At 71.6% G+C, this 19482-nt stretch carries 17 protein-coding genes; 8 read left to right on the top strand and 9 right to left on the bottom strand.

What is annotated here, in order from left to right; all coding sequences use genetic code 11:
- The first annotated feature begins 149 nt into the window (after positions 1-149).
- The 5 genes from ACIHEJ_RS33950 (at position 150) to ACIHEJ_RS33930 (ending at position 6876) form a co-directional block, all read left to right on the top strand.
- A complete protein-coding gene (locus ACIHEJ_RS33950) occupies positions 150-599 on the top strand; it encodes a nucleoside deaminase (RefSeq protein WP_400141384.1) in 450 nt (149 codons plus the stop codon).
- Positions 592-1575, top strand: a complete 984-nt coding sequence (locus ACIHEJ_RS33945; RefSeq protein ID WP_400141381.1) for an isopenicillin N synthase family dioxygenase — start codon at positions 592-594, stop codon at positions 1573-1575. Before ACIHEJ_RS33950 ends, ACIHEJ_RS33945 begins: the two co-directional genes overlap by 8 nt.
- Positions 1576-1703: 128 nt before the next feature.
- On the top strand, positions 1704-3119 hold the full coding sequence (locus ACIHEJ_RS33940) for a condensation domain-containing protein (protein WP_400141379.1): 1416 nt from the start codon (positions 1704-1706) through the stop codon (positions 3117-3119).
- Between the two features lie 113 nt (positions 3120-3232).
- Positions 3233-5329, top strand: coding sequence for a hypothetical protein (locus tag ACIHEJ_RS33935; protein WP_400141377.1), 2097 nt, complete (start codon positions 3233-3235; stop codon positions 5327-5329).
- Complete coding sequence (locus ACIHEJ_RS33930; protein WP_400141375.1) at positions 5329-6876, top strand: hypothetical protein; 1548 nt, start codon at positions 5329-5331, stop codon at positions 6874-6876. The genes ACIHEJ_RS33935 and ACIHEJ_RS33930 overlap by 1 nt, the downstream gene beginning before the upstream one ends.
- A 36-nt stretch (positions 6877-6912) precedes the next feature.
- Here the strand turns inward: ACIHEJ_RS33930 and ACIHEJ_RS33925 are convergent, their stop codons facing one another.
- From ACIHEJ_RS33925 to hemL, 8 genes are all read right to left on the bottom strand, one after another.
- Positions 6913-7401, bottom strand: coding sequence for a hypothetical protein (locus ACIHEJ_RS33925; protein ID WP_400141373.1), 489 nt, complete (start codon positions 7399-7401; stop codon positions 6913-6915).
- A 25-nt stretch (positions 7402-7426) separates the two neighbouring features.
- The gene (gene ccsB, locus ACIHEJ_RS33920; RefSeq protein ID WP_400141372.1) at positions 7427-8509 is read right to left on the bottom strand and encodes a c-type cytochrome biogenesis protein CcsB; all 1083 of its coding nucleotides are present in this window, start codon (positions 8507-8509) and stop codon (positions 7427-7429) included.
- On the bottom strand, positions 8506-10215 hold the full coding sequence (locus ACIHEJ_RS33915) for a cytochrome c biogenesis protein ResB (protein WP_400141370.1): 1710 nt from the start codon (positions 10213-10215) through the stop codon (positions 8506-8508). The genes ccsB and ACIHEJ_RS33915 overlap by 4 nt, the downstream gene beginning before the upstream one ends.
- A gap of 3 nt (positions 10216-10218) precedes the next feature.
- Entirely contained in the window at positions 10219-10986 is a 768-nt protein-coding gene (locus tag ACIHEJ_RS33910; protein WP_400141368.1) for a cytochrome c biogenesis CcdA family protein, read from the bottom strand.
- Position 10987: 1 nt separating this feature from the next.
- Positions 10988-11578 carry a TlpA family protein disulfide reductase gene (locus ACIHEJ_RS33905; RefSeq protein WP_400141366.1) on the bottom strand — a complete coding sequence of 197 codons (591 nt, stop codon included), beginning with the start codon at positions 11576-11578 and terminating at the stop codon, positions 10988-10990.
- A 115-nt stretch (positions 11579-11693) separates the two neighbouring features.
- Positions 11694-12980 (bottom strand): hypothetical protein, encoded by a 1287-nt coding sequence (locus ACIHEJ_RS33900; RefSeq protein ID WP_400141364.1) that lies wholly within the window; start codon positions 12978-12980, stop codon positions 11694-11696.
- A gap of 176 nt (positions 12981-13156) precedes the next feature.
- The gene (locus tag ACIHEJ_RS33895; RefSeq protein ID WP_400141575.1) at positions 13157-13816 is read right to left on the bottom strand and encodes a histidine phosphatase family protein; all 660 of its coding nucleotides are present in this window, start codon (positions 13814-13816) and stop codon (positions 13157-13159) included.
- A 59-nt stretch (positions 13817-13875) separates the two neighbouring features.
- On the bottom strand, positions 13876-15192 hold the full coding sequence (gene hemL / locus ACIHEJ_RS33890; RefSeq protein ID WP_400141574.1) for a glutamate-1-semialdehyde 2,1-aminomutase: 1317 nt from the start codon (positions 15190-15192) through the stop codon (positions 13876-13878).
- Between the two features lie 306 nt (positions 15193-15498).
- Here hemL and ACIHEJ_RS33885 point away from each other — a divergent pair, with 306 nt between their 5' ends.
- The 3 genes from ACIHEJ_RS33885 to ACIHEJ_RS33875 all read left to right on the top strand — a co-directional run bounded on the left by ACIHEJ_RS33885 (position 15499) and on the right by ACIHEJ_RS33875 (position 18449).
- Positions 15499-16113 (top strand): hypothetical protein, encoded by a 615-nt coding sequence (locus tag ACIHEJ_RS33885; protein WP_400141362.1) that lies wholly within the window; start codon positions 15499-15501, stop codon positions 16111-16113.
- Between the two features lie 159 nt (positions 16114-16272).
- On the top strand, positions 16273-17409 hold the full coding sequence (locus ACIHEJ_RS33880; RefSeq protein WP_400141573.1) for an MFS transporter: 1137 nt from the start codon (positions 16273-16275) through the stop codon (positions 17407-17409).
- Between the two features lie 461 nt (positions 17410-17870).
- Positions 17871-18449 (top strand): fasciclin domain-containing protein, encoded by a 579-nt coding sequence (locus tag ACIHEJ_RS33875; protein WP_400141360.1) that lies wholly within the window; start codon positions 17871-17873, stop codon positions 18447-18449.
- A gap of 616 nt (positions 18450-19065) precedes the next feature.
- On the opposite strand, the gene ACIHEJ_RS33870 is transcribed toward ACIHEJ_RS33875, so the two are convergent.
- Positions 19066-19302: a hypothetical protein gene (locus tag ACIHEJ_RS33870; protein WP_400141358.1), complete on the bottom strand. Its 237-nt coding sequence runs from the start codon at positions 19300-19302 to the stop codon at positions 19066-19068.
- Positions 19303-19482 lie beyond the last annotated feature (180 nt).

Below are 19482 nucleotides of genomic sequence, written 5' to 3'. Positions count from 1 at the left end.
GGCTCCTCCCCCGGATCTTGCCGGGCCGGCCGGTGGCGGCGCGCGAGCGAGCGCGGTGCCGCGCCCCGGGAGCCACGGACCCCCGCCGAGCCGCGGTGCCCCCCGGCGGGTCCGTTGCCGTGGGGGCGCCGGTGCCGCACAGTGAAGCCATGGATCAGCAGCAGGCCCGGGGCTGGCTCGGTACCGCGCTCGCCGAGGCCCGGTCGGGGCTGGCCGAGGGCGGTGTACCGATCGGCGCCGCCCTCTACGGCTGCGACGGCGCCCTGCTGGGCCGCGGGCACAACCGCCGCGTCCAGGACGGCGACCCCTCGATGCACGCCGAGACGGCCGCGTTCCGGGCGGCGGGGCGGCAGCGGTCGTACCGGGGCACCACCATGGTCACCACGCTCTCCCCGTGCTGGTACTGCAGCGGCCTGGTCCGCCAGTTCGGCATCTCCCGGGTGGTGATCGGCGAGGCCACCACCTTCCACGGCGGCCACGACTGGCTGGCCGAGCACGGTGTGGAGGTCGTAGTGCTGGACGATCCCGAGTGCGTGGCCCTGATGAGCGGCTTCATCGCGGAGAACCCCGCCCTGTGGAACGAGGACATCGGTGAGTGAGTCAGGAACGCCCCGTACGCCCCGTGTCCCGACCATCGATCTGCAGGCCTGGACCGAAGGGGACGCCGAGGCGCGCGCCGCGCTGGCCCACACCGTCGACCAGGCCCTCGAGCGGGCCGGGTTCCTGCTGGTCAGGGGGCATGGGGTGGACCCGGGGCTGCGGGCCGGGATCCGCGAGGCCGCCCGGCGGTTCTTCCTGCTCCCCGCCGCTGTCAAGCAGCCGTACGCGGCCAGGGTCGGGGGGCGGGGGTGGCTCGGACCGGGGGCCGAGGCCAACGGGTACGCCGAGGGCACCGAGACACCGCCGGACCTGAAGGAGTCGCTGACCTTCGCCACCCGGGAACCCTTCGACGACCCGGCCGTCGACGCCGAGTGGTACGCGCCCAACGTGTGGCCCGCCGAAGTCCCCGGCCTGCGGCCGCTGTGCGAGGAGTACCTCGACCGGATGGCCGGGCTGACGGACCGGCTGCTGACCCTGCTGGGGTACGCGCTGCAGGGCGAACCCGCCTTCTTCACCCGGCACATGGGTCATCCGACGTACGGCTTCAACATCAACTGGTACCCGGGCACCGAACGCGTCGGCAGCCCCGAGCCGGGGCAGTTCCGCATCGGTCCGCACACCGACTTCGGCACCGTCACCGTCCTGGACCGGCAGGCCGGGAAGGGCGGGTTGCAGGTGTGGACCGAGGAGGGCGGCTGGGAGGACGCGCCGTTCGACCCCAACGCGTTCACGGTCAACCTCGGCGATCTCATGGCCCGCTGGACCGGCGACCGCTGGCGGTCGGGCCGGCACCGGGTGCTGCCGCCGCCCGTCGACGCGCCCCACGAGGAACTGATGTCGCTCGTCTACTTCGGCGAGTGCACCCCGGGCACCCGGGTGGAGTCCGTCCCGGCGCCGGTGGGCCGGGTGGCCTACCCGCCCGTCGACTCGCACGTCTACCTGCGCGCCAAGCTCGACTCGATCACCGTCGGTTAATCACTTCCGCGTTCGGCCCACCACCCGTTCCGACGAAATGAACGGCACGGGCATGTCCCGGCCGCGTCCCACGGCATTTGCGCTGAGGGGGCCCGTATCCAAGGGCCCCCTTCTGCGATGGGAGACGCGTGCGAATCACTGACATCCAGCGCTGCGAGGTCCGGCCGGGACGGCTCGTCGAGTGGACGCTGAGCCCGGCGACCGTCGCGGCGGCCACGGCACTGCCGGAGGACTCCCGGCCCCCCGCCTACATCCAGGAGTCGCACATCAGGACGGCCAAGTGCGTCCGCGACGGCGGGCTGTTCGTGCCGACCTGGCTCGGCACCGCCTTCGACATCCCGGGCCCGGTCGACCTCGACGTGCTGCAGGAGGCGCTGCGCGCCTGGACCGTGCGGCACGAGACGCTGCGCAGCGGCTTCCGCTGGGCGGGCGCCTCGGGCGACGAGCTGCGCCGCTTCACGCTGGACCCTGCCGACGTGTCCCTGCGCCGGGAGGAGGTCGGCGACTTCCCCGACGCCGACGCGCTCGTCCGGCACCTGCAGGACCGCTTCGACGCCGTAGCGGACGCCCTGCGCTGGCCCAACCTCATCTACACGGCGGTCGTCCGGGACGACGGCGCGAGCGTGTACCTGGCCTTCGACCACAGCAACGTCGACGCCTACTCCGTGCACCGGATCGCCGCCGAGGTGCACGAGCTGTACGCGGCCGGCCTCTCCGGGCGCCCCGCCGACTCCCGCACCCCGGCCGCCAGTTACGTCGACTTCTGTGAGATCGAGCGGGCCGACGCGGACGGCATCGACAGCGGGCACGAGATCGTCGCCCGCTGGCGGGAGTTCATCCGGCGCTGCGACGGCACCCTGCCCGGCTTCCCCGTCGACCTCGGCCTGCCGCCCGGCGGTCCGCTGCCCCCGCAGCGGATGCTGAGCGAGCCGCTGGCGGACGCGGACGAGGCCGCCGCGTTCGAGGCCTACTGCAGGCCGTACGGCGGCAGCCTGGTCGGACTGCTGGCCGCGACCGGGCTCATCGTCCACGAGCTCGGCGGGCAGCCGGTGTACCGGACGGTGGTGCCGTTCCACACCCGGGTGAAGTCGCGCTGGAGCGAGTCGGTGGGCTGGTACGTGGGCGCCGCCCCGATCGAGGTGCCCGTGGACCGCACCCCAGGCTTCCCCTACGCCCTGCGGGCCGTCCGCGCCGAGCTGCAGGCCAACCGGTCGCTGGCCCGGATGCCGCTGGCCCGGGTGCTGCGGCTGCTGGGCGCGGAGTTCCGTCCCACCTCGCCCGACCTGTACTCGATCGTGTCGTACGTCGACACCCGGGACATCCCCGGCGCCGCGCACTGGGCCGAGCAGCGGGCGTACGGACTGCTGCGGGTGTCGTACGGCGACCAGGTGTGCGTGTGGGTGAACCGGCTGCCCGAGGGGCTGTGGCTGGCGAGCCGCCACCCGGACACGGACGTGGCGGCGAAGACCATGCGGCTGTACGTCGAACGGTTGCGGGACCGGATCGCCGCGGTGGCCCACGGCAGCCTCCCGGCGGTCTGCTGACGGGCGGCCGCATGCGGAACGCAGCCCCGCAGAATTCGTAACCCAACGGACATCACTGACCCTGGTCCGAATCAACTCGCCCTTTCTAAACTGCTGTTGAGGGGGGCGATGCGGTGCACAGACGGTTGCACGGGCGCGGGGCGCTGTTCGACGTCGATCCGGCCGGTCTCGCGCCGCGGCTCATCGGCCTGCGCCCCTACCACCATCGCGCCCATCCCTACGAGCATCCGCACGAGCCGCCGTTCGTGCTGCTGACCGGGGCCCGGGGGCTGGGCAAGAGCGCCGTCCTCGCCGAACTGCGCGACGCCTACCAGGGGCACACCCCGGTCGCGCTGATCGACTGCGCGGAGCGGCAGCTCGCCGGACCGCCCCCGGACCGGCCCGCCGAGTCGTGGTCCCCGCTCGCGCAGGCGCTGCTGATGATCGCCGAGCGGCTCGCGGAACCGGTGACCGGCGCCGGCCGGATCACCTTCCCGCGGCTGATGTCAGGTCTGGTCGCGGTGGCCGCGGGCGGCTGGGGCGACGCCGACTCGGAGCGGATCCGCCGCGAGGTCGAGCGGATCCTGCTGCTGAACGAGAGCGGGTCGTGGATCAGCGGGTTCGCCGGACGCTGGGCCGGGAAGGTGGCGGCCAAGGTGGTCGCCGCGGCCACCGGCACCGGACCGCTGGTCTCGGGCGCCATCGAGGCGACCCTGGAGTCGGTCGCCGAGGGCTTCTCCAGCCGCCGGCACCAGAAGGCGTCGGTGTGGTACCGGACGTACCCGAACGCGGGCGGGCACGCGCAGCGCGGACTGATCCTGCTGTCCGGGCACTTCCGCGCGGGCGGCGGCTCCCGGGAGCACGCCGAGCGGTACCTGGTGCGGGCGCTGCTGGCCGACCTGACGGAGGCGTACGCCGGGATGCTGCCCCGGATGCAGCGGCTCGGCCGCCCCCTGGTGCTGGTCGACAACGCGCAGTCCGCCCCCGGCCCGGGACTGGTGGCGGCGGTGCTGCGCGAGCGGGCCGAGGGCATCGCCGACCAGGTCGCGTTCGTCGCGGCCCGGCGCGGCGAGGCCCGCGAGGAGCTGCGCAGCGCGGTGCGGCGGGAGCTGCCGGAGGTGGCCCGGCGCACCGACTGGGCGCCGGACGCGACGCCGTCCTCGCGAGCACTGCTGATCGCGCTGCCCCCGCTGAGCCCGGACGACACCCTGCACATCGTCGGCGCGGTCTGCGCGGACACCGCCGTACCGCCCCCGCTGCCGCCCGCCGCCCACCGGCTGACCGGCGGCAACCCGCTGGGCATCGAGCTGCTCGCCGGGTCGGCCGCGCAGCACCTGCCCGGGGTGTCCTCGCTGGGCGAGCTGCTCACCGCCGGGATACGGCCCGCCGAGGACCTGCCCGAACTGCCCGCCTACCAGGCGCTGCTGGACCGGCTGGTGCCGGCCGAGCGGCTGGAGGAGCTGACCGTGCTGGCCGCCGCCCACGACCACGGCTCGGCCTGTGCGCTGGCCGCGGAGCTGCTCCCGGACACCTTCGGACCGGCGAGCGTACGGGCCCTGCAGTCGCTGCTCGTCGAGGAGGGGCTGCCGGCCGTGCCGGGGCAGTTCGTCGGCGACCCGTTCGTGCGCACCCTGCTGCTGCTCCGGCTGCACCTGCGCGACGCGGACCACACGGCGTGGCGTACCGCGCACGAGACGCTGGCCGCGCACTACGCGACGCCGGAGGACGCCCGCTACCGGCTGCACCACGAACTCGCCCTCGGCGTCACCGAGCCGGCGGTCGCCCACCTCCGGGACACCTTCCCCACCACGGACACCCGTGTCTGGCTGCGCACCCTGCGGTTCGTCGCCTCCGCCCCGTACTTCCACGCGCACGACGCCGAGGGCCGTGACTTCACCGGCCGCGACGACCGGCGGGCGGCCGTCGCGCTCGGCCGTGACGACGCCGGCCACCCGGTGCCGGAGGGCGCGGACGCCGTGCTCCACCTGCGGATACGGCGGCTGCTGCACGCGGTGTGGCTGCTGACGGATCCGCTGGTGCTGCCCGACCCGACGGTGTGCGACCGGCTCCGCTTCGAGCTGGAGCAGCTGTCCAACCTGCAGCTGGCGGGCAACGCGCTGCTGTGGGCGGCCTCCCGGGACTGGCCGGCGGCGGCGCTCGCCGGGCGCCCGCCGGCCGGCCCGCAGGACGCGGACGACGGCGCGGACGACGACCGGAGCGGGGTGGCGTGATGGCGCGCAGGGCTGCGGGGACATGGGTGCGCGAGCACGTGTGGGAGATCCCGCTGCGCCGGTATCTGTCCCTGCTGGTGGCGGCGGCCGTGGTGGCCGGGCTGGTGTTCGCCGTAGGGACTCTGATGCACGACGACCGGTCGTGCGCGCCCGGAGTGGCCCGCCCTGAGGGCAGCGGCGAGTGCGTGGGCGTGGCGAGCGGCCCGTACGACTTCGGGCAGGCCCAGCTGCGGGACACGGTCCGGGCGATCGGCCGGGAGAACGACCGTCTGAAGCCGGGCAGCTATGTGACGGTGGCGCTGATGCTGCCCTACACCTCCACCACACCGACCAACCTGAACGACATCCAGCACCAGCTGCAGGGCGCCTATCTGGCCCAGTACCAGGCCAACCACGACGCCAACGGCGAGTCCCCGCAGATCCGGCTGGTGCTGGCCAACCCGGGCGCGACGGGCCAGTACTGGCGGCGGACCGTGGACCGGCTGACCGCGATGACGACGAGCGCGGACCGGCTGCGCGCGGTGGCGGGCGTCGGGCAGAGCACCGACAACAACAAGAAGGCCGTCCAAGCGCTCACCAGCCGCCACATCCCGGTGATCGGCTCCTCGATCACCGCCGACGACCTCGCCAACGGCCTGCACGGCAAGGACCCCTACCCAGGGCTCGCCCGGGTCTCACCGACCAACACCGACGAGGCTCGCGCGCTGACCTCCTTCGCCAAGGTGAGCGCGGGCAAGGCGCTGCTGGTGTACGACAAGCCCGGCGACCCGTACACGCGCACGCTCCAGGAGTCGTTCGCGGCGCTGATCAAGGGCTCGCCGTACGAGCCGCAGCCCTTCACCCCGCCCGCCGACCGCAGCCAGGAGGGGACGACCGCGAACACCTTCCGGCAGATCACCCACCTGGTGTGCGACACCTCCCGGGAGACCGACACCATCCTGTTCGCGGGCCGGCACACCCAGCTGCGGCAGTTCATCAACGCGCTCGGCGGGCGCGGCTGCCAGGACCGCGGATTCACCGTGCTGACCGGTGACGAGGCCTCCTACCTGACCCACGAGAAGGAGCTCGACCGCAGCGCCCTGCGGCACCACCTGTCCGTGCGCTACACCTCGCTCGCCCACCCGGACGCCTTCACCGGGGATCCGGCGCGGACGGGCGGCTCGGCGGCGGACTTCCAGGCGCTGAGCGGGCTGCTGACGGCCGCCGCGCGGGAGCCGGTCGGCCCGATCGGGCCGGTCGCCCTGGACGACGGCCAGCTGATCATCGGCTACGACACCCTGCGCCTGGCGGTGCACGGCATCCGCGAGGCGGTGCCGGACGGGCGGAAGGTCCCGGCGCTCGGGGACGTCGGACTGCAGTGGCCGCAGGTCAAGGGCTCGCTGCGGGTGGACGGGGCGAGCGGCTGGATCTGCCTGGACGTGCACGGCAACCCGTACGACAAGGCCGTGCCGATCGTGGAGCTGACCCCGCAGGGCGGCTCGCGGTTCGTGCGGATCGCCTGGCCGGAAGGGAAACCGCCGGGCAAGGAGTGCCTGCCGCCGTCCTAGGCGACCGTCCTGGGTGACCGTCCCGGGTGAGCCGGCCTAGGTGAGCTGGCCGGGGAGGGGCTCGACGGGCTCCTGCCCGGGGGCGCCGGAGGCGGGCTGCGCGGGCTCCGGCCCGGTCGGGGGTTCCCCTGACTCCAGGACCTCGATCAGGCGCTCGAATCTGGTGCGCCAGCGCTGCTCCGACTCCGCCTCGCCCTGGAACTCGTGCGTGAACCGCAGCGCGCTGCTGTCCTCCCCGTCCCGCTCCAGGTGGAACCGGATCCGGCCGCCGCCCCCGACCGTGTACTCCGCGACCCGGTCCACGTCCCATGCGGTGACCTGACCGCTGCCCAGGTCACCGAACATGACCGCGCCGCCGAGCCGGGGCTCCAGTACGCCGACGGCGGTGCACCACGCCCCGAGCCCCTCGGGGGTGGCCACCGCCGGCCAGACGTCCTCCATGCGCCTCGGGATCCGCACCACGAAGTGGAGGATGTGCGTGTTCCCGTGGGTCTGACTGATGCCCTGTGCGATGGAACCGCTCATGACACCAGTGTGGGCGACCCCGGGCTCAGACGCCCGCGTAGGAGTGCTTGCCGCTGACGAAGATGTTGACGCCGTAGTAGTTGAACAGCCAGCAACCGAAGGCGATCATCGCCAGGTAGGCGGCCTTGCGGCCCTTCCAGCCGGCGGTCGCGCGCGCGTGCAGGTAGCAGGCGTAGGCGACCCAGGTGATGAAGGACCAGGTCTCCTTCGGGTCCCAGTTCCAGTAGCGGCCCCAGGCGTCGCCCGCCCAGATCGCGCCCGCGATGATCGTGAACGTCCACAGCGGGAAGACGGCCGCGTTCACCCGGTAGGCGAACTTGTCCAGGGACGCCGAGGCGGGCAGCCGCTCCAGCACCGAGGTCGCGAAGGCGCCGGGCTTGCCACCGGTCTGCAGCTTGTTCTCGTAGGAGTCCTTGAACAGGTACAGGATCGTGGCGACCGCGCCGACGTAGAACACCGCGCCGCAGAAGATCGCGGTGGAGACGTGGATGTACAGCCAGTACGAGTGCAGCGCGGGAACCAGCTGGTCGCTCGCGGTGTACAGGACGGTGACGGCGAGACCGAGGTCGAGGAGGACCGTGGTGATCAGGAACAGCCCGAGCCAGCGCACGTTCTTCTTCAGCGCCAGCAGCGCGAGGTACACGCCGACGGCCACCGTGGAGAAGGTGATGTTGAACTCGTACATGTTGCCCCACGGCGCCCGCTGCACGGAGGCCGCGCGGGCCACGACCCCGCACAGCTCCACCAGGAAGGCGAGCACGGTGAGCGAGACGGCGATACGGCCGTAGAGGTCGCCCTGGACGTCACCGCCGTGCGCGCCGGGCCCGTCCGGCACGTCCCGGGCGCCCGACGCCGACCGCACCACGACCTTGGGCCGCTCCAGCACGGCGGTGCCCCCGCCGGCCTGCTTGACGGTGACGGCCGGGCCCTTGGCGGCCCCGGTCTCCGCCGTGAGCGCGGCGGCCGTACGGGCCACCTTGCTGCGGCTGCCGAAGAGCCACTCGGCGATGTAGGCGAAGAAGGCCAGGGTGTAGACGGCCATCGACGAGTAGATCAGCGTGTTGCTGATGCTCGCGAGGTGTTCGTTGGTTGCGGCGGCGAGAGTCACTTCTCAGCCCCTTCGGCAGGTACGACGGGAGATTCGGTGGAGTCGTCGTCGGGTTCGGGTGCCCCCGGCGCCTGGTCGTAGAGGGTTCCGGCGAGATGGCCGAGTTCCTCGGGCACCTTGGCGGACTCGCTGCGGCCGAGCCCGGCCATCTCGACCACCGTCACGCCGTCGGCACCGCGCACCGCCCGCACCCACACGCGGCGGCGCTGGATGAACAGGGAGCCGGCGAGACCGAAGATCGCCACGACGGCACCGCCGAGCGCCCAGCCGCCGCCCGGCTCCTGGACGATCTCGAAGCCGGCCCACTCCTTGATGTCCTTCTCGAAGGTGATGGACCCGGCGCCGTTCGGCAGCTTCAGGGTGTCGCCCGGCTGCAGCAGCTTCTTCAGCAGCTGCCCCTTGCCGTCCTTGAACGCCTTCATGTGCGTCTTGTCCAGCTGGTACACGTTCTGGCTGCTCGTGTCGACCCCGAGGTCGCCGTGGTAGGCGTTCACCGCGAGCAGCGGGCTCACCAGCGCCGGGAACTGCGAGAGCATCGTGCCGCTCTTCGGGTCGAAGGTCGGCACGAAGAAGGCCTGGAAGCCGAGCTGCTCCTTCTTGCCCTGCCCGTCGCGGTAGCCGTCCATCACCTTGATCACGCCGTTCGACGTCTCGTTGCCGTCGAGCGGAAGCAGCGGCACGGCGTCGTGGTAGACGACCGTTCCCTTGCCGTCGCGGACGGTGATGACGGGGGCGTAGCCGTGGCTGACGAGGTAGACCTTGGCGTCGTCGATCTTCAGCGGCTGGTTGACCTTGACGGTGGTCGACCGCTCCTTGCCGTACGCGCCCTCGCTGTACTTGATCTTCGCCTCGAAGGTGCGCGGAGTGCCCTTGTTCGGACCGCTCACCTCATAGGTGGCCTTGAAGTCCTTGAGGTCGAAGCTGAACGGCACGAGGTCGTCGTTGTGGAACATGCTGCCGGACTTGAAGTCGTCGTACATGAGCAGCGTGTTGGAGAAGCCGTCGCCCTCGACCATCAGCTTGGTGCCGTCCGACTTGAACATCTGGCCGGAGGCGAAGGCGACGAGCAGCACGATCAGCGCGATGTGGAAGGCCAGGTTGCCGACCTCCCGCAGATAGCCCTTCTCGGCGGCGACGGCGTCACCGGCGAGGTGGGCGCGGAAGCGGCGCTTCTTCAGCAGGGCGAGCGCGGCCTCACGGACCTCCTCCGGGTCCGCCGTGGTGCGCCAGGTCGTGTACGCGGGCAACCGGGTCAGCCGCTTGGGCGCGCCCGGCGGCCGGCCGCGCAGCTGGCCGACGAACTGCCAGGTGCGCGGGACGATGCAGCCGATGAGGGAGACGAACAGCAGGATGTAGATCGCGGAGAACCACACCGAGCTGTAGACGTGGAACAGGCCGAGCTTGTCGTAGACCGGCGCGAGCGTCCTGTGGGCCTTGCGGAACTCGTCGACCTTGTTGAGGTCGGCGCCGGTCTGCGGGATCAGCGAGCCCGGGATCGCGCCGAGCGAGAGCAGCAGGAGCAGCAGCAGCGCGACCCGCATCGAGGTCAGCTGCCGCCAGAACCAGCGGATCCAGCCGATCACGCCGAGGCCGGGGACGGAGGAGAGTTCCTCCCTGGGCGCGGTGGACAGCTGGGAGCCGGCCGCACCGAGGTCCTCCTGGCGGTCCTCCTGGTCCGGGTTCTTGTCGGTTTCGGTCTTGCTCATCGGTCAGATCCCCACATCGAAGCCACCGGACCAGGTCTGCATCTGCTGCACCAGACTGTCCCAGGCACCGGTCAGCAGCAGCACACCGGTCACGATCATCATCGTCCCGCCGATGCGCATCACCCAGACATAGTGGCGCTTGACCCAGGCGAAGGCGCCGAGGGCCTTGCGGAACGCCACGGCGGCGAGCACGAAGGGCAGGCCGAGCCCGATGCAGTAGACCACCATCAGCAGGGCACCGCGCTCGGCGTTGGACTCGCTCATGGCGAGCAGGTTCACCGACGACAGGGTCGGGCCCAGGCAGGGGGTCCAGCCGATCCCGAACAGCGCTCCCACTATCGGCGCGCCCACCAGGCCGGTCGTCGGCCGCCTGTGGAAGCGGAACTCGCGCTGGGTGAACCAGGGCAGCAGCCCCATGAAGAAGACGCCCATGAGGATCATGACCACGCCGAGCACCTTGGACAGCACGTCCTTGTGCGCCTGCAGGGTCCAGCCGAAGGAGCCGAACAGCGCTCCGGTGGAGACGAACACGGCGCTGAAGCCGAGCACGAACAGGGAGGCGCCGGTGACCATCCGGCCGCGCCTGGCCTCGCCCAGGTCCGTGCCGGCGACGCCGGTGACGTAGGAGAGATAGCCGGGGACGAGCGGCAGCACACAGGGCGAGAAGAAGGAGACGAGCCCGCCGATGAGGGCGATCGGCGCGGCCACGAGCAGGGCGCCGTGCAGCACGGTCTGGTTCTGGCCGACCGCCAGCGTCAGCATCGCGCTCACGTCACTTCTCCGCGAGGACCGGCTTGAGCATCTTCAGCAGGGTGCTGTCGTCCAGCGCCTCCAGGGCCCGCGCGGCGACCTTCCCGTGCTTGTCGATGACGAGCGTGGAGGGGATCAGCTGCGGGTTGAGTGTGCCCTTCTCGAAGCGGAGCATCAGCTTGCCGGTCGGGTCGTACAGGCTCGGGTAGGCGATCCCGTGCTCCTTCTCGAAGGCGAGCGCCGGGGTGGTGCTGGTGTCCCGGGTGTTGATGCCGACGAACTGCACGCCCTTGCCCTGGTACTGCTTCGACACCTTGGAGAAGTACTGCGCCTCCTCGCGGCACGGCCCGCACCACGAGCCCCAGACGTTGACGACGACGACCTGGCCCTTGTAGTCGGCGACGTCCAGGGTCTTGCCGTCGATGGTCTTGCCGGACAGGTCCGGGACCGTGGCGCGCTTGCCCGCGGGGGCCGTGTCGATGCCGTTGTGGCCGGTGACGAAGTTGGTGTTGCCACCGCCGCCGGAGGTGCCGCCGTTGCCGCACGCGGACAGGGTCAGGGCCGCGACGGCGGCCACGGCGCTGAGCAGGACGGCGCGGCTACGGGTACTCATGTGAAAAGTTTCGCATGCCTGTTCCGGGGATCTCGCGCACCCCCCTGCCGGGTGGAAAACCGCATTTCAGGGCGTATTTACACGGGACATTTCGGACGACTTGCCCCGAGCGGTCTCACGCGGCGTCCGAGGAGGCCGACTTGGTGCCCCGCAGGAACTCCTTCCAGCCGCCGGCCGGCCGCTGCCCGACCTCCAGGGTGCGCAGCTTGGCGAGCACCTCGGGCTTCTGCACGTCCATCCAGTCCACGAACTGCCGGAAGGAGACCATCCGCACATCGGCACCCTTCTCCTTCTCGCGCGCGATGTGCTTGAAGGCCTCCTCGACGGAGTCCATGTAGATGCCGCCGTTCCACTGCTCGAAGTGGTTGCCGACGAAGAACGGCGCCCGATTTGTCTCATATGCCCGCTGAAAGCCCGCTATGTACGCCTGCGCGGACTGCTTGCGCCAGCCCGGGTAGTTGTAGGCGGGCGCCTTGGTGGAGTTCACGGACTGGTTGGCGAGCATGTTGTAGTCCATCGAGAGGACCTCGAAGGAACGCCCGGGGAAAGGAATCTGCTGCAGGGGCAGGTCCCAGATGCCCAGCTTCTTCTCCGGCCACATCTGACGGCCGCCCGGCGAGGAGGCGTCGTAGCGCCAGCCCAGCTTCCGGGCGGTGGGCAGCAGCTGGTTCTGGCCGAGCAGGCACGGCGTACGGCCGCCGACCAGCTCCTTGTCGTAGTCGAAGGGCAGCGACGGCAGATCGGTCCAGCCGGTGTTGGTCCGCCACTCCTTCACGAACTTCTTGGCCTGCTGGATCTCGCTGAGCCACTGCTGGGACGTCCAGTTGGCCACCGTGCCGTGACCGGCGCAGAAGTGGCCGTTGAAGTGGGTGCCGATCTCGTGGCCCTCGAGCCAGGCGCGGTGGACGTTGGTGAGCGTCGCCTTGATGTGCTCGTCGGTGAGGTAGCCGATGTCGGAGGCGCCGACGGGGTTGTTCGGCGGGGCGTAGAGCCGCTTCTTGGACTCGGGCAGCAGATACAGCCCCGAGAGGAAGAAGGTCATGCTCGCGCCGTGCTGCTTGGCGAGGTCCAGGAAGCGCGGGAAGAGGCCGTTGCCGACCTCGCCCGCGCCGTCCCAGGAGAAGATGACGAACTGCGGCGGCGTCTGTCCCGGCTCCAGCGGCTCGGGCCGGGCGGGCTGGTGCGGCTGCTTGCCGGTGAAGGAGGTGGAGCCGTCGCCGATGGGCCGGGCCGGCTGCCGCGTGCGGCCCTTGCCGTCCTTGTCGGTGCCGGAACCGTTTGCGTGCCCCGCGCCGTCCGAAGTCGTGTGACTCCCGCAGCCGGCGAGAGTGGCGGCGGCCGCCGCGCCCGCGCCGAGGCCGAGCATTCCCCGGCGGGAAAAGTTCCGGGAGACGGTGCGCATGGAAATCCCCGATTCGTCGCGCCTGCTGGTGGTCACCCAGTCAGAGGGCGCGACGATCGGGGGGGTTCCTCAGATTTGTATGGTTTTCGTAACGGATTCCGCAAAAGCGCGCTAAGTCACTTCAAACGGACCGTCAGCAACTGCTGTCACCCGGGCGTTGAGGGCTTTCGGGACGTTCAGGCCCCGAAGGCCTTCCCCTGGGCCGTGCCCTTGCCCTTCTGCGGCTTGGCACCGGCACGCAGATGAGCCGGGACGAGATCGATGGCGGGCTCGCTGTACCCGACGGAGACGATCTTGTCACCCTGGTAGGTGAAGGTCGTCAGGGAGGCGAGCGTGCACTGGCGCTTGCGCGGGTCGTGCCACAGCCGCCGCCGCTCGACGTACGACCGCACGATCCAGATCGGCAGCTGATGGCTGACCAGCACCGCCTCGCGCCCGCGCGCCCGGTCCTTGGCCGCGTTCAGCGCGCCCATCATCCGCACGACCTGGTCGATGTACGGCTCGCCCCAGGACGGCCGGAACGGGTTGACGAGGTACTTCCAGTTCTCGGGCCGCTGCAGCGCGCCGTCGCCGACACCGAAGGTCTTGCCCTGGAAGACGTTGTCGGCCTCGATCAGCCGTCCGTCGGTGTCCAGGTCGAGACCGTGCGCCTTGGCGATCGGGGTGGCCGTCTCCTGCGCCCGCTCCAGCGGCGAGGCGCAGACATAGGTGACGTCCCGCGAGGTGAGGTGCTCGGCGACCCGGTCGGCCATCTTCCGGCCCAGCTCGGACAGGTGGTAGCCGGGCAGCCGCCCGTACAGGATGCCGTCCGGGTTCTCGACCTCGCCGTGCCGCATGAGGTGGACGACGGTGACGTCACTGTTCCCGCCGTTGCCGTTGCCCGTGGTGTTGTCGCTCACGCGGTGGCCTCCGCAGCCGCCCGGGCCGCCGCCGGAAGGGCGTCGGCGATCTTCTGGATGGCCCGCTCGTCGTGGGCCGTGGACACGAACCAGGACTCGAAGGACGACGGCGGCAGGTAGACGCCGTTCGACAGCAACGAGTGGAAGAACGCGGTGAAGCGGAAGGATTCCTGCCGCTTGGCGTCCTCGTAGTTCCGCACCTTCCGGTCGGTGAAGAACACGGAGAACATGTTGGACGCGGTCTGCAGCCGGTGCGCCACGCCCTCCTTGCTCAGCGCCTCCGTGACGAGGGACTGGATCTGCTGCGACACGGCGTCGACGGTGTCGTAGGCGGCGTCGTCGAGCAGCCGCAGCTGGGCGAGTCCGGCGGCGGTGGCGACCGGGTTCCCGGAGAGCGTGCCGGCCTGGTAGACGGGCCCGGCGGGAGCCAGGTGCGCCATCACATCGGCGCGCCCGCCGAAGGCGGCGGCGGGGAACCCACCGCCCATGACCTTGCCGAACGTCATCAGGTCCGGCTTGACCCCGTCGATCCCGAACCATCCGGCGCGGCTGGTGCGGAACCCGGTCATCACCTCGTCGGAGATGTACAGGGCGCCGTTCTTCCGGCAGGCGTCCTTCAGCCCCTGGTTGAAGCCGGCGTCCGGCGGGACCACGCCCATGTTGCCCGGGGAGGCCTCGGTGATCACGCACGCGATCTCACCGGGGTGCCGGTGGAAGGCCTCCTGCACGGCCTCCAGGTCGTTGTACGGCAGCACGATCGTGTCGCCGGCCTGCGCACCGGTGACGCCGGGCGTGTCGGGCAGCGCGAAGGTGGCGACCCCGGAGCCGGCGGCGGCCAGCAGCGCGTCCACGTGCCCGTGGTAGCAGCCCGCGAACTTGATCACCTTGGACCGCCCGGTGAACCCACGGGCGAGCCGGATGGCGGACATGGTCGCCTCGGTGCCGCTGCTGACGAGCCGCACCTGCTCGACGGGCTCGACCCGGGCGACGATCTCCTCGGCGAGCGCGACCTCGCCCTCACCGGGCGTGCCGAAGGACGTACCGCGCGCTACGGCCTCCTGCACGGCGGCGATGACCTCGGGGTGCGCGTGCCCGAGGATCATCGGACCCCAGGAGCACACCAGGTCGACGTACTCCCGTCCGTCGGCGTCGGTGAGGTACGGCCCACGGCCGGACACCATGAACCGGGGCGTGCCGCCGACGGCGCGGAAGGCGCGCACCGGGGAGTTCACGCCCCCGGGCGTGACGGCGGAGGCGCGGTCGAAGAGCGCCTGGGAGGCGGGCGCGTCGTAGGGATAGGGCGTTTCGCTCAGGGCACTCATGGTGTGCGACTTCTCCGACTTCTCGGACTCCGGTTGCGTGGTGACCTCCTCAGGGTAGGCCGCGCCCAGGCCGGAGAGCGGCCCGCCTCAAGATCAAAGCGTTGTCATCCGCCATCTGCGAGACTGACACCTGATACACACAGCTCGTACGCACGTAATGATCAGGGGCCGGGCTGATCCCCGTGGACTGTTGTTCCACCGCACGTTTCGGCGGGCGGCCGTGGGGGAGGTCACTGACACGATGATCGGGTTGCGCGGCGGGGGCCACGCGTCCTAGAAAAGCAGTCGGGTGGAGATATGCATCGCGGTGGCGGACTGGGCGAGGGGACTGATGACCTGGGTCCTCGACGTGCCCGGCGGGGAAGGCACCGGCGCGACGCGGAGGAAACGACCGAAGCACGTCAGACACGGAGTGGACCCGGTGAGCCCGCGCGGGACGACCGCGACCGGGCGGGGAGCAGGAATGGTGGTCGGGTGGGGGTGACATACAAATACTTCGGCGCGCCGGACGGAGCGACCGCGGCCCGCGTCCCCATCTCGATGCGCCCCGAGGAACTCGGCGGCGACGAGCTGGGCATGAACGGCATGTTCACCAAGATCAAGCCGGAGACGATGGCGGCCATGGTCCTGACCGGCATCGAAGGCGTCCCCCTGCACAAGGTGCCGCCCCTGGAACTGGTCGTCCTGCACCCCGACTACGCGGTCGTCAAACTCCCCATGACGGTCGTCGACCCCCTGCGCGGCATCGGCGAGGAAGCGGTCGGCGCGGCAGCCTTCATCTGGTCGACGGTCCCGGACCGGGGCGGCCCGCGGGACGCGTTCAACGTGTACCAGCTGCTGCACGAGTGGCAGGACTTCTCGCACCGGCTGCATGAGGCGGGGCATCAGCCTTACTGCCTTGTCTGGCCTTGAGCCTCAGTCGCGGTGGCGGGGACGGGGAACAGTCGCTGAGCGGCTACGGCTCCCCCACCCTGAGCTGACCCCACGCGACATGTCCGGCGCCCCGCACCAGGCCGCAGAGGCGCAACAGTGAGCACGGCTTCGACGGGGCAGGCGGCGCCGGCCCGGCACATGTGGCCGCTGTACGCCGCCGGGTTCACCACCGCTTTCGGTGCGCACGGGATCGCCGCCAACCTCGGCGGCCACACCAGGGGTGCGGTCACCTCGCTGCTCATGCTCGGCGGTCTGCTCGCCCTGTACGACGGTGCCGAGGTACTGCTCAAGCCGGTCTTCGGCACCCTCGCCGACCGGATCGGTGCCCGGCCCGTACTGCTCGGCGGGCTCGTCGCCTTCGCCGCCGCATCCGCCCTGTACGTCGTCGTGGACAGCCCCGGCTGGCTGTGGGGCGCGCGGCTGGGCCAGGGCGCGGCGGCCTCCGCGTTCTCTCCGTCGGCCTCCGCACTGGTCGCCCGCCTCAACCCGGCGGCCAAGCGCGGCCGGGCCTTCGGCAGTTACGGCTTCTACAAGTCGATCGGCTACACCCTGGGGCCGCTGCTGGGCGGGGTGCTGGTGTGGGCCGGGGGTCTGCGGCTGCTGTTCGCCGTCCTGGCCGTGCTCGGTGCGGCGGTCGCCGTGTGGGCCGTGATCGCCGTCCCGGTCGTACCCCCGCTGCCCAGGACCCGGCAGACCGTGCTGGATCTGGCCCGGCGGCTGGCCGATCCGGCGTTTCTCGCACCGACGTCGGCGCTGGCCGCGGCGACCGCCGCCCTGTCGGTCGGGGTGGGCTTCCTGCCGGTGTCCGGGCGGGCGGCCGGTCTGGGCACGGTGGCCACCGGTGCCGCCGTGTCGGTGCTGGCCGCCTGCGCGGCCGTGGTCCAGCCGAAGGCCGGACGGGCACTGGACCACCGGCGGCTCACGGCCCGTACGGGCATCATGGCGGGACTGCTGCTCGCCGCCGCCGGACTGGGGTGCGCCATGCTGCCGGGCCTGGCCGGCGTCCTCGTCGGCGCCGCCCTGATCGGTGCCGGGACCGGTCTGATCACCCCGCTCGGCTTCGCCGCCCTGGCCTCGGGCACTCCCGCCGAGCGGCTCGGGCAGACGATGGGGGCCGCCGAACTCGGCCGCGAACTCGGCGACGCGGGCGGCCCGCTGCTCGTCGCGACGGTCGCCTCCCTCACCACCCTCACCCACGGCTACGCCGTCCTCGGCGCCATCCTCGCCCTCGGTCCGTTCTCCACGGTCGTACGGCGCCGTCGCGTCGCAGGGTGAGAGCCGCACGGCGGCAGGCGCCGAGCACGACGGCAGGCGTCAACGCCCGCTGGTCGTGAGTTCGTAGTCGCCGATCAGGTCGCCGCCGAGAAGGGTGCCGGCGGTGCCGGCGCCGATTGCCTCGGCCGCGTTCAGTGCGGCCTCGAGCTCTGCCTTCTCGGTCCTGCCCTGCCGGGCGGGGACCAGTTCGCGCTGGTCGTGGAGGCGAAAGCTGCCAGATGTCCGGCGAGCGCAGTCGGATCGCGACGAGCCTCGCGACGGGCCGGGGGCGCCGCGCACCCGCGCCCGCGACCCCGCTTCGAGATGCGGTCATCCGCACCTGCTGGATACGCTCGCTGAGTGGTCGGGTGCTTCCTTTCCCAGGCCGGGCACAGCAGTCGCCCCACCCCGACCAGCGGAAACGAAGACTTTCGCACTCCCAACCTCTGCAGGGTTCACGCCTCCACGGGAGGAAGGTTGCGATGAGGTTCACCCGTATGCGTACAGCAAAGGCTGCCGCGGCAGTTGTGGTCGCCGTCCCGCTCGCGCTGGGAGGTCTGGCGTCCCAGAGCCACGCACAGGACGCGTCTCCCAGCCCCTCGGGGACGTTCGGTCCCGGCTGTTCGGGGCTCGCTCAGAAGGCCGACACGGCCAAGGACAAGGTCGTCGAGGCTGCGTCTGCGTACCCGCAGCTCAGCCAGCTGGTGTCAGCCGTGGTCAGGGCAAAGCTGAGCGACGCCCTCGACGGGAAGCCCGACATCACCGTCTTCGCCCCCAACCAACAGGCCTTCCAGAACATGACGACGTCGCAGCTGATTTCCCTGCTCGGCAACGAGGGGCAGCTGAAGAAGGTGCTGACCTACCACGTCGTGGACAAGCAGATCACCCCGGACCAACTGTCCGACGGTTCCTTCACGACGCTGGGAGGCAGCAAGCTGACCACGTCGGGCTCGGGCACCGACTTCAAGGTCAACGGCAAGGCGAACATCGTCTGCGGCAACATCAAGGCCGCGAACGCCACCATCTACGTCGTCGACTCGGTCCTCCAGCCTCCGTCCTGAGACTCGACAGGCCGGGTACGCACACCACTTCATCGGTCTCCAGGGCGGCGAGGGAGGCGGTGACGACGTCGGCGGCAGGCATGCCGCCGACGTCGTGCGTGCGGGCCTCCCCGGGCACGGGCTCCTCGCCCGTGCCGAGGTGGAACTCGGTGTGGAACTCGGTACCGGTGAGGCACGGCAGAGGGGTTGTTCACCAGCAGCGCCCCGTCGTCCGCGGCGACCCGCTCCGCGCCCCGGGCGAGGGCCGGGGGCCGGGCGAGGTCGCACACCATCGCCTCCGCCGAGACCCCGGTCTCCGCCGCAGCCGGTCCCGCCAGAGCGCCGTCCGGACACGCGGGTCCAGGAGCCGGGGACGGGTGCGCTGCCACCGTGGGCGCGCGTCGCCGCCGCGGCGTCCGGCGACGGAGGCGCAGCGTCGGCACACGCGCCGACACGGCGGCAGGCACCGGGTGCGCCCGGTCCGCCGCGCCTGCGGACGCCGGGAGGATGTCCGGCCGGCCCTCGTCGGTCCACTGCCCGAAGGCGGCGACGACGTATGGCGTGCCGCGTCTCATGGCATGCGGGAGGACTCGTCCGCGGTCATCGGGGCGCCGTCCTCGACTCGGGACGCAGGACTTCAGCCATCGGTCGCACGAGGCGGGGCATCGGCCTCGTCACCCGGTTTCGCCCAGAGCCGGGGCCGGTGCCGGGGCCGGGTGCGGTCCGCCGCAGCCCGGCCGGATGCCCTGCACTCGGGGTTCCGGCACGGCCCGGGGCTGTGCACCGGCACCCAGACGCCCAGGGTCTTGTGCCGCCGGACGACCGACTCCAGGGACTGACCGCAGACGGGGCAGACGTGTCGTTCACCGTCCATGCCCTCAGGCTAGGACCGGCGGGAGGTCCGCGCCATCGCCCGCCGCCCCGCTCTCGGCCGTCGGCCCGTCGAGACGCCCGGCTCGCCCCGGGCCGGGCCGCCCGGCTCGCGGTGTGAGCGCTCCCGGTGTCCGCGCCCCACGTGCTCCGGGGTACGCGCCCCCTCGTGTCACCGAGCGCC

This window comes from Streptomyces sp. NPDC052301 (genome assembly GCF_044593395.1).
Lineage (GTDB): Bacteria > Actinomycetota > Actinomycetes > Streptomycetales > Streptomycetaceae > Streptomyces.
This window is presented reverse-complemented; position numbering and strand designations above follow the sequence as displayed.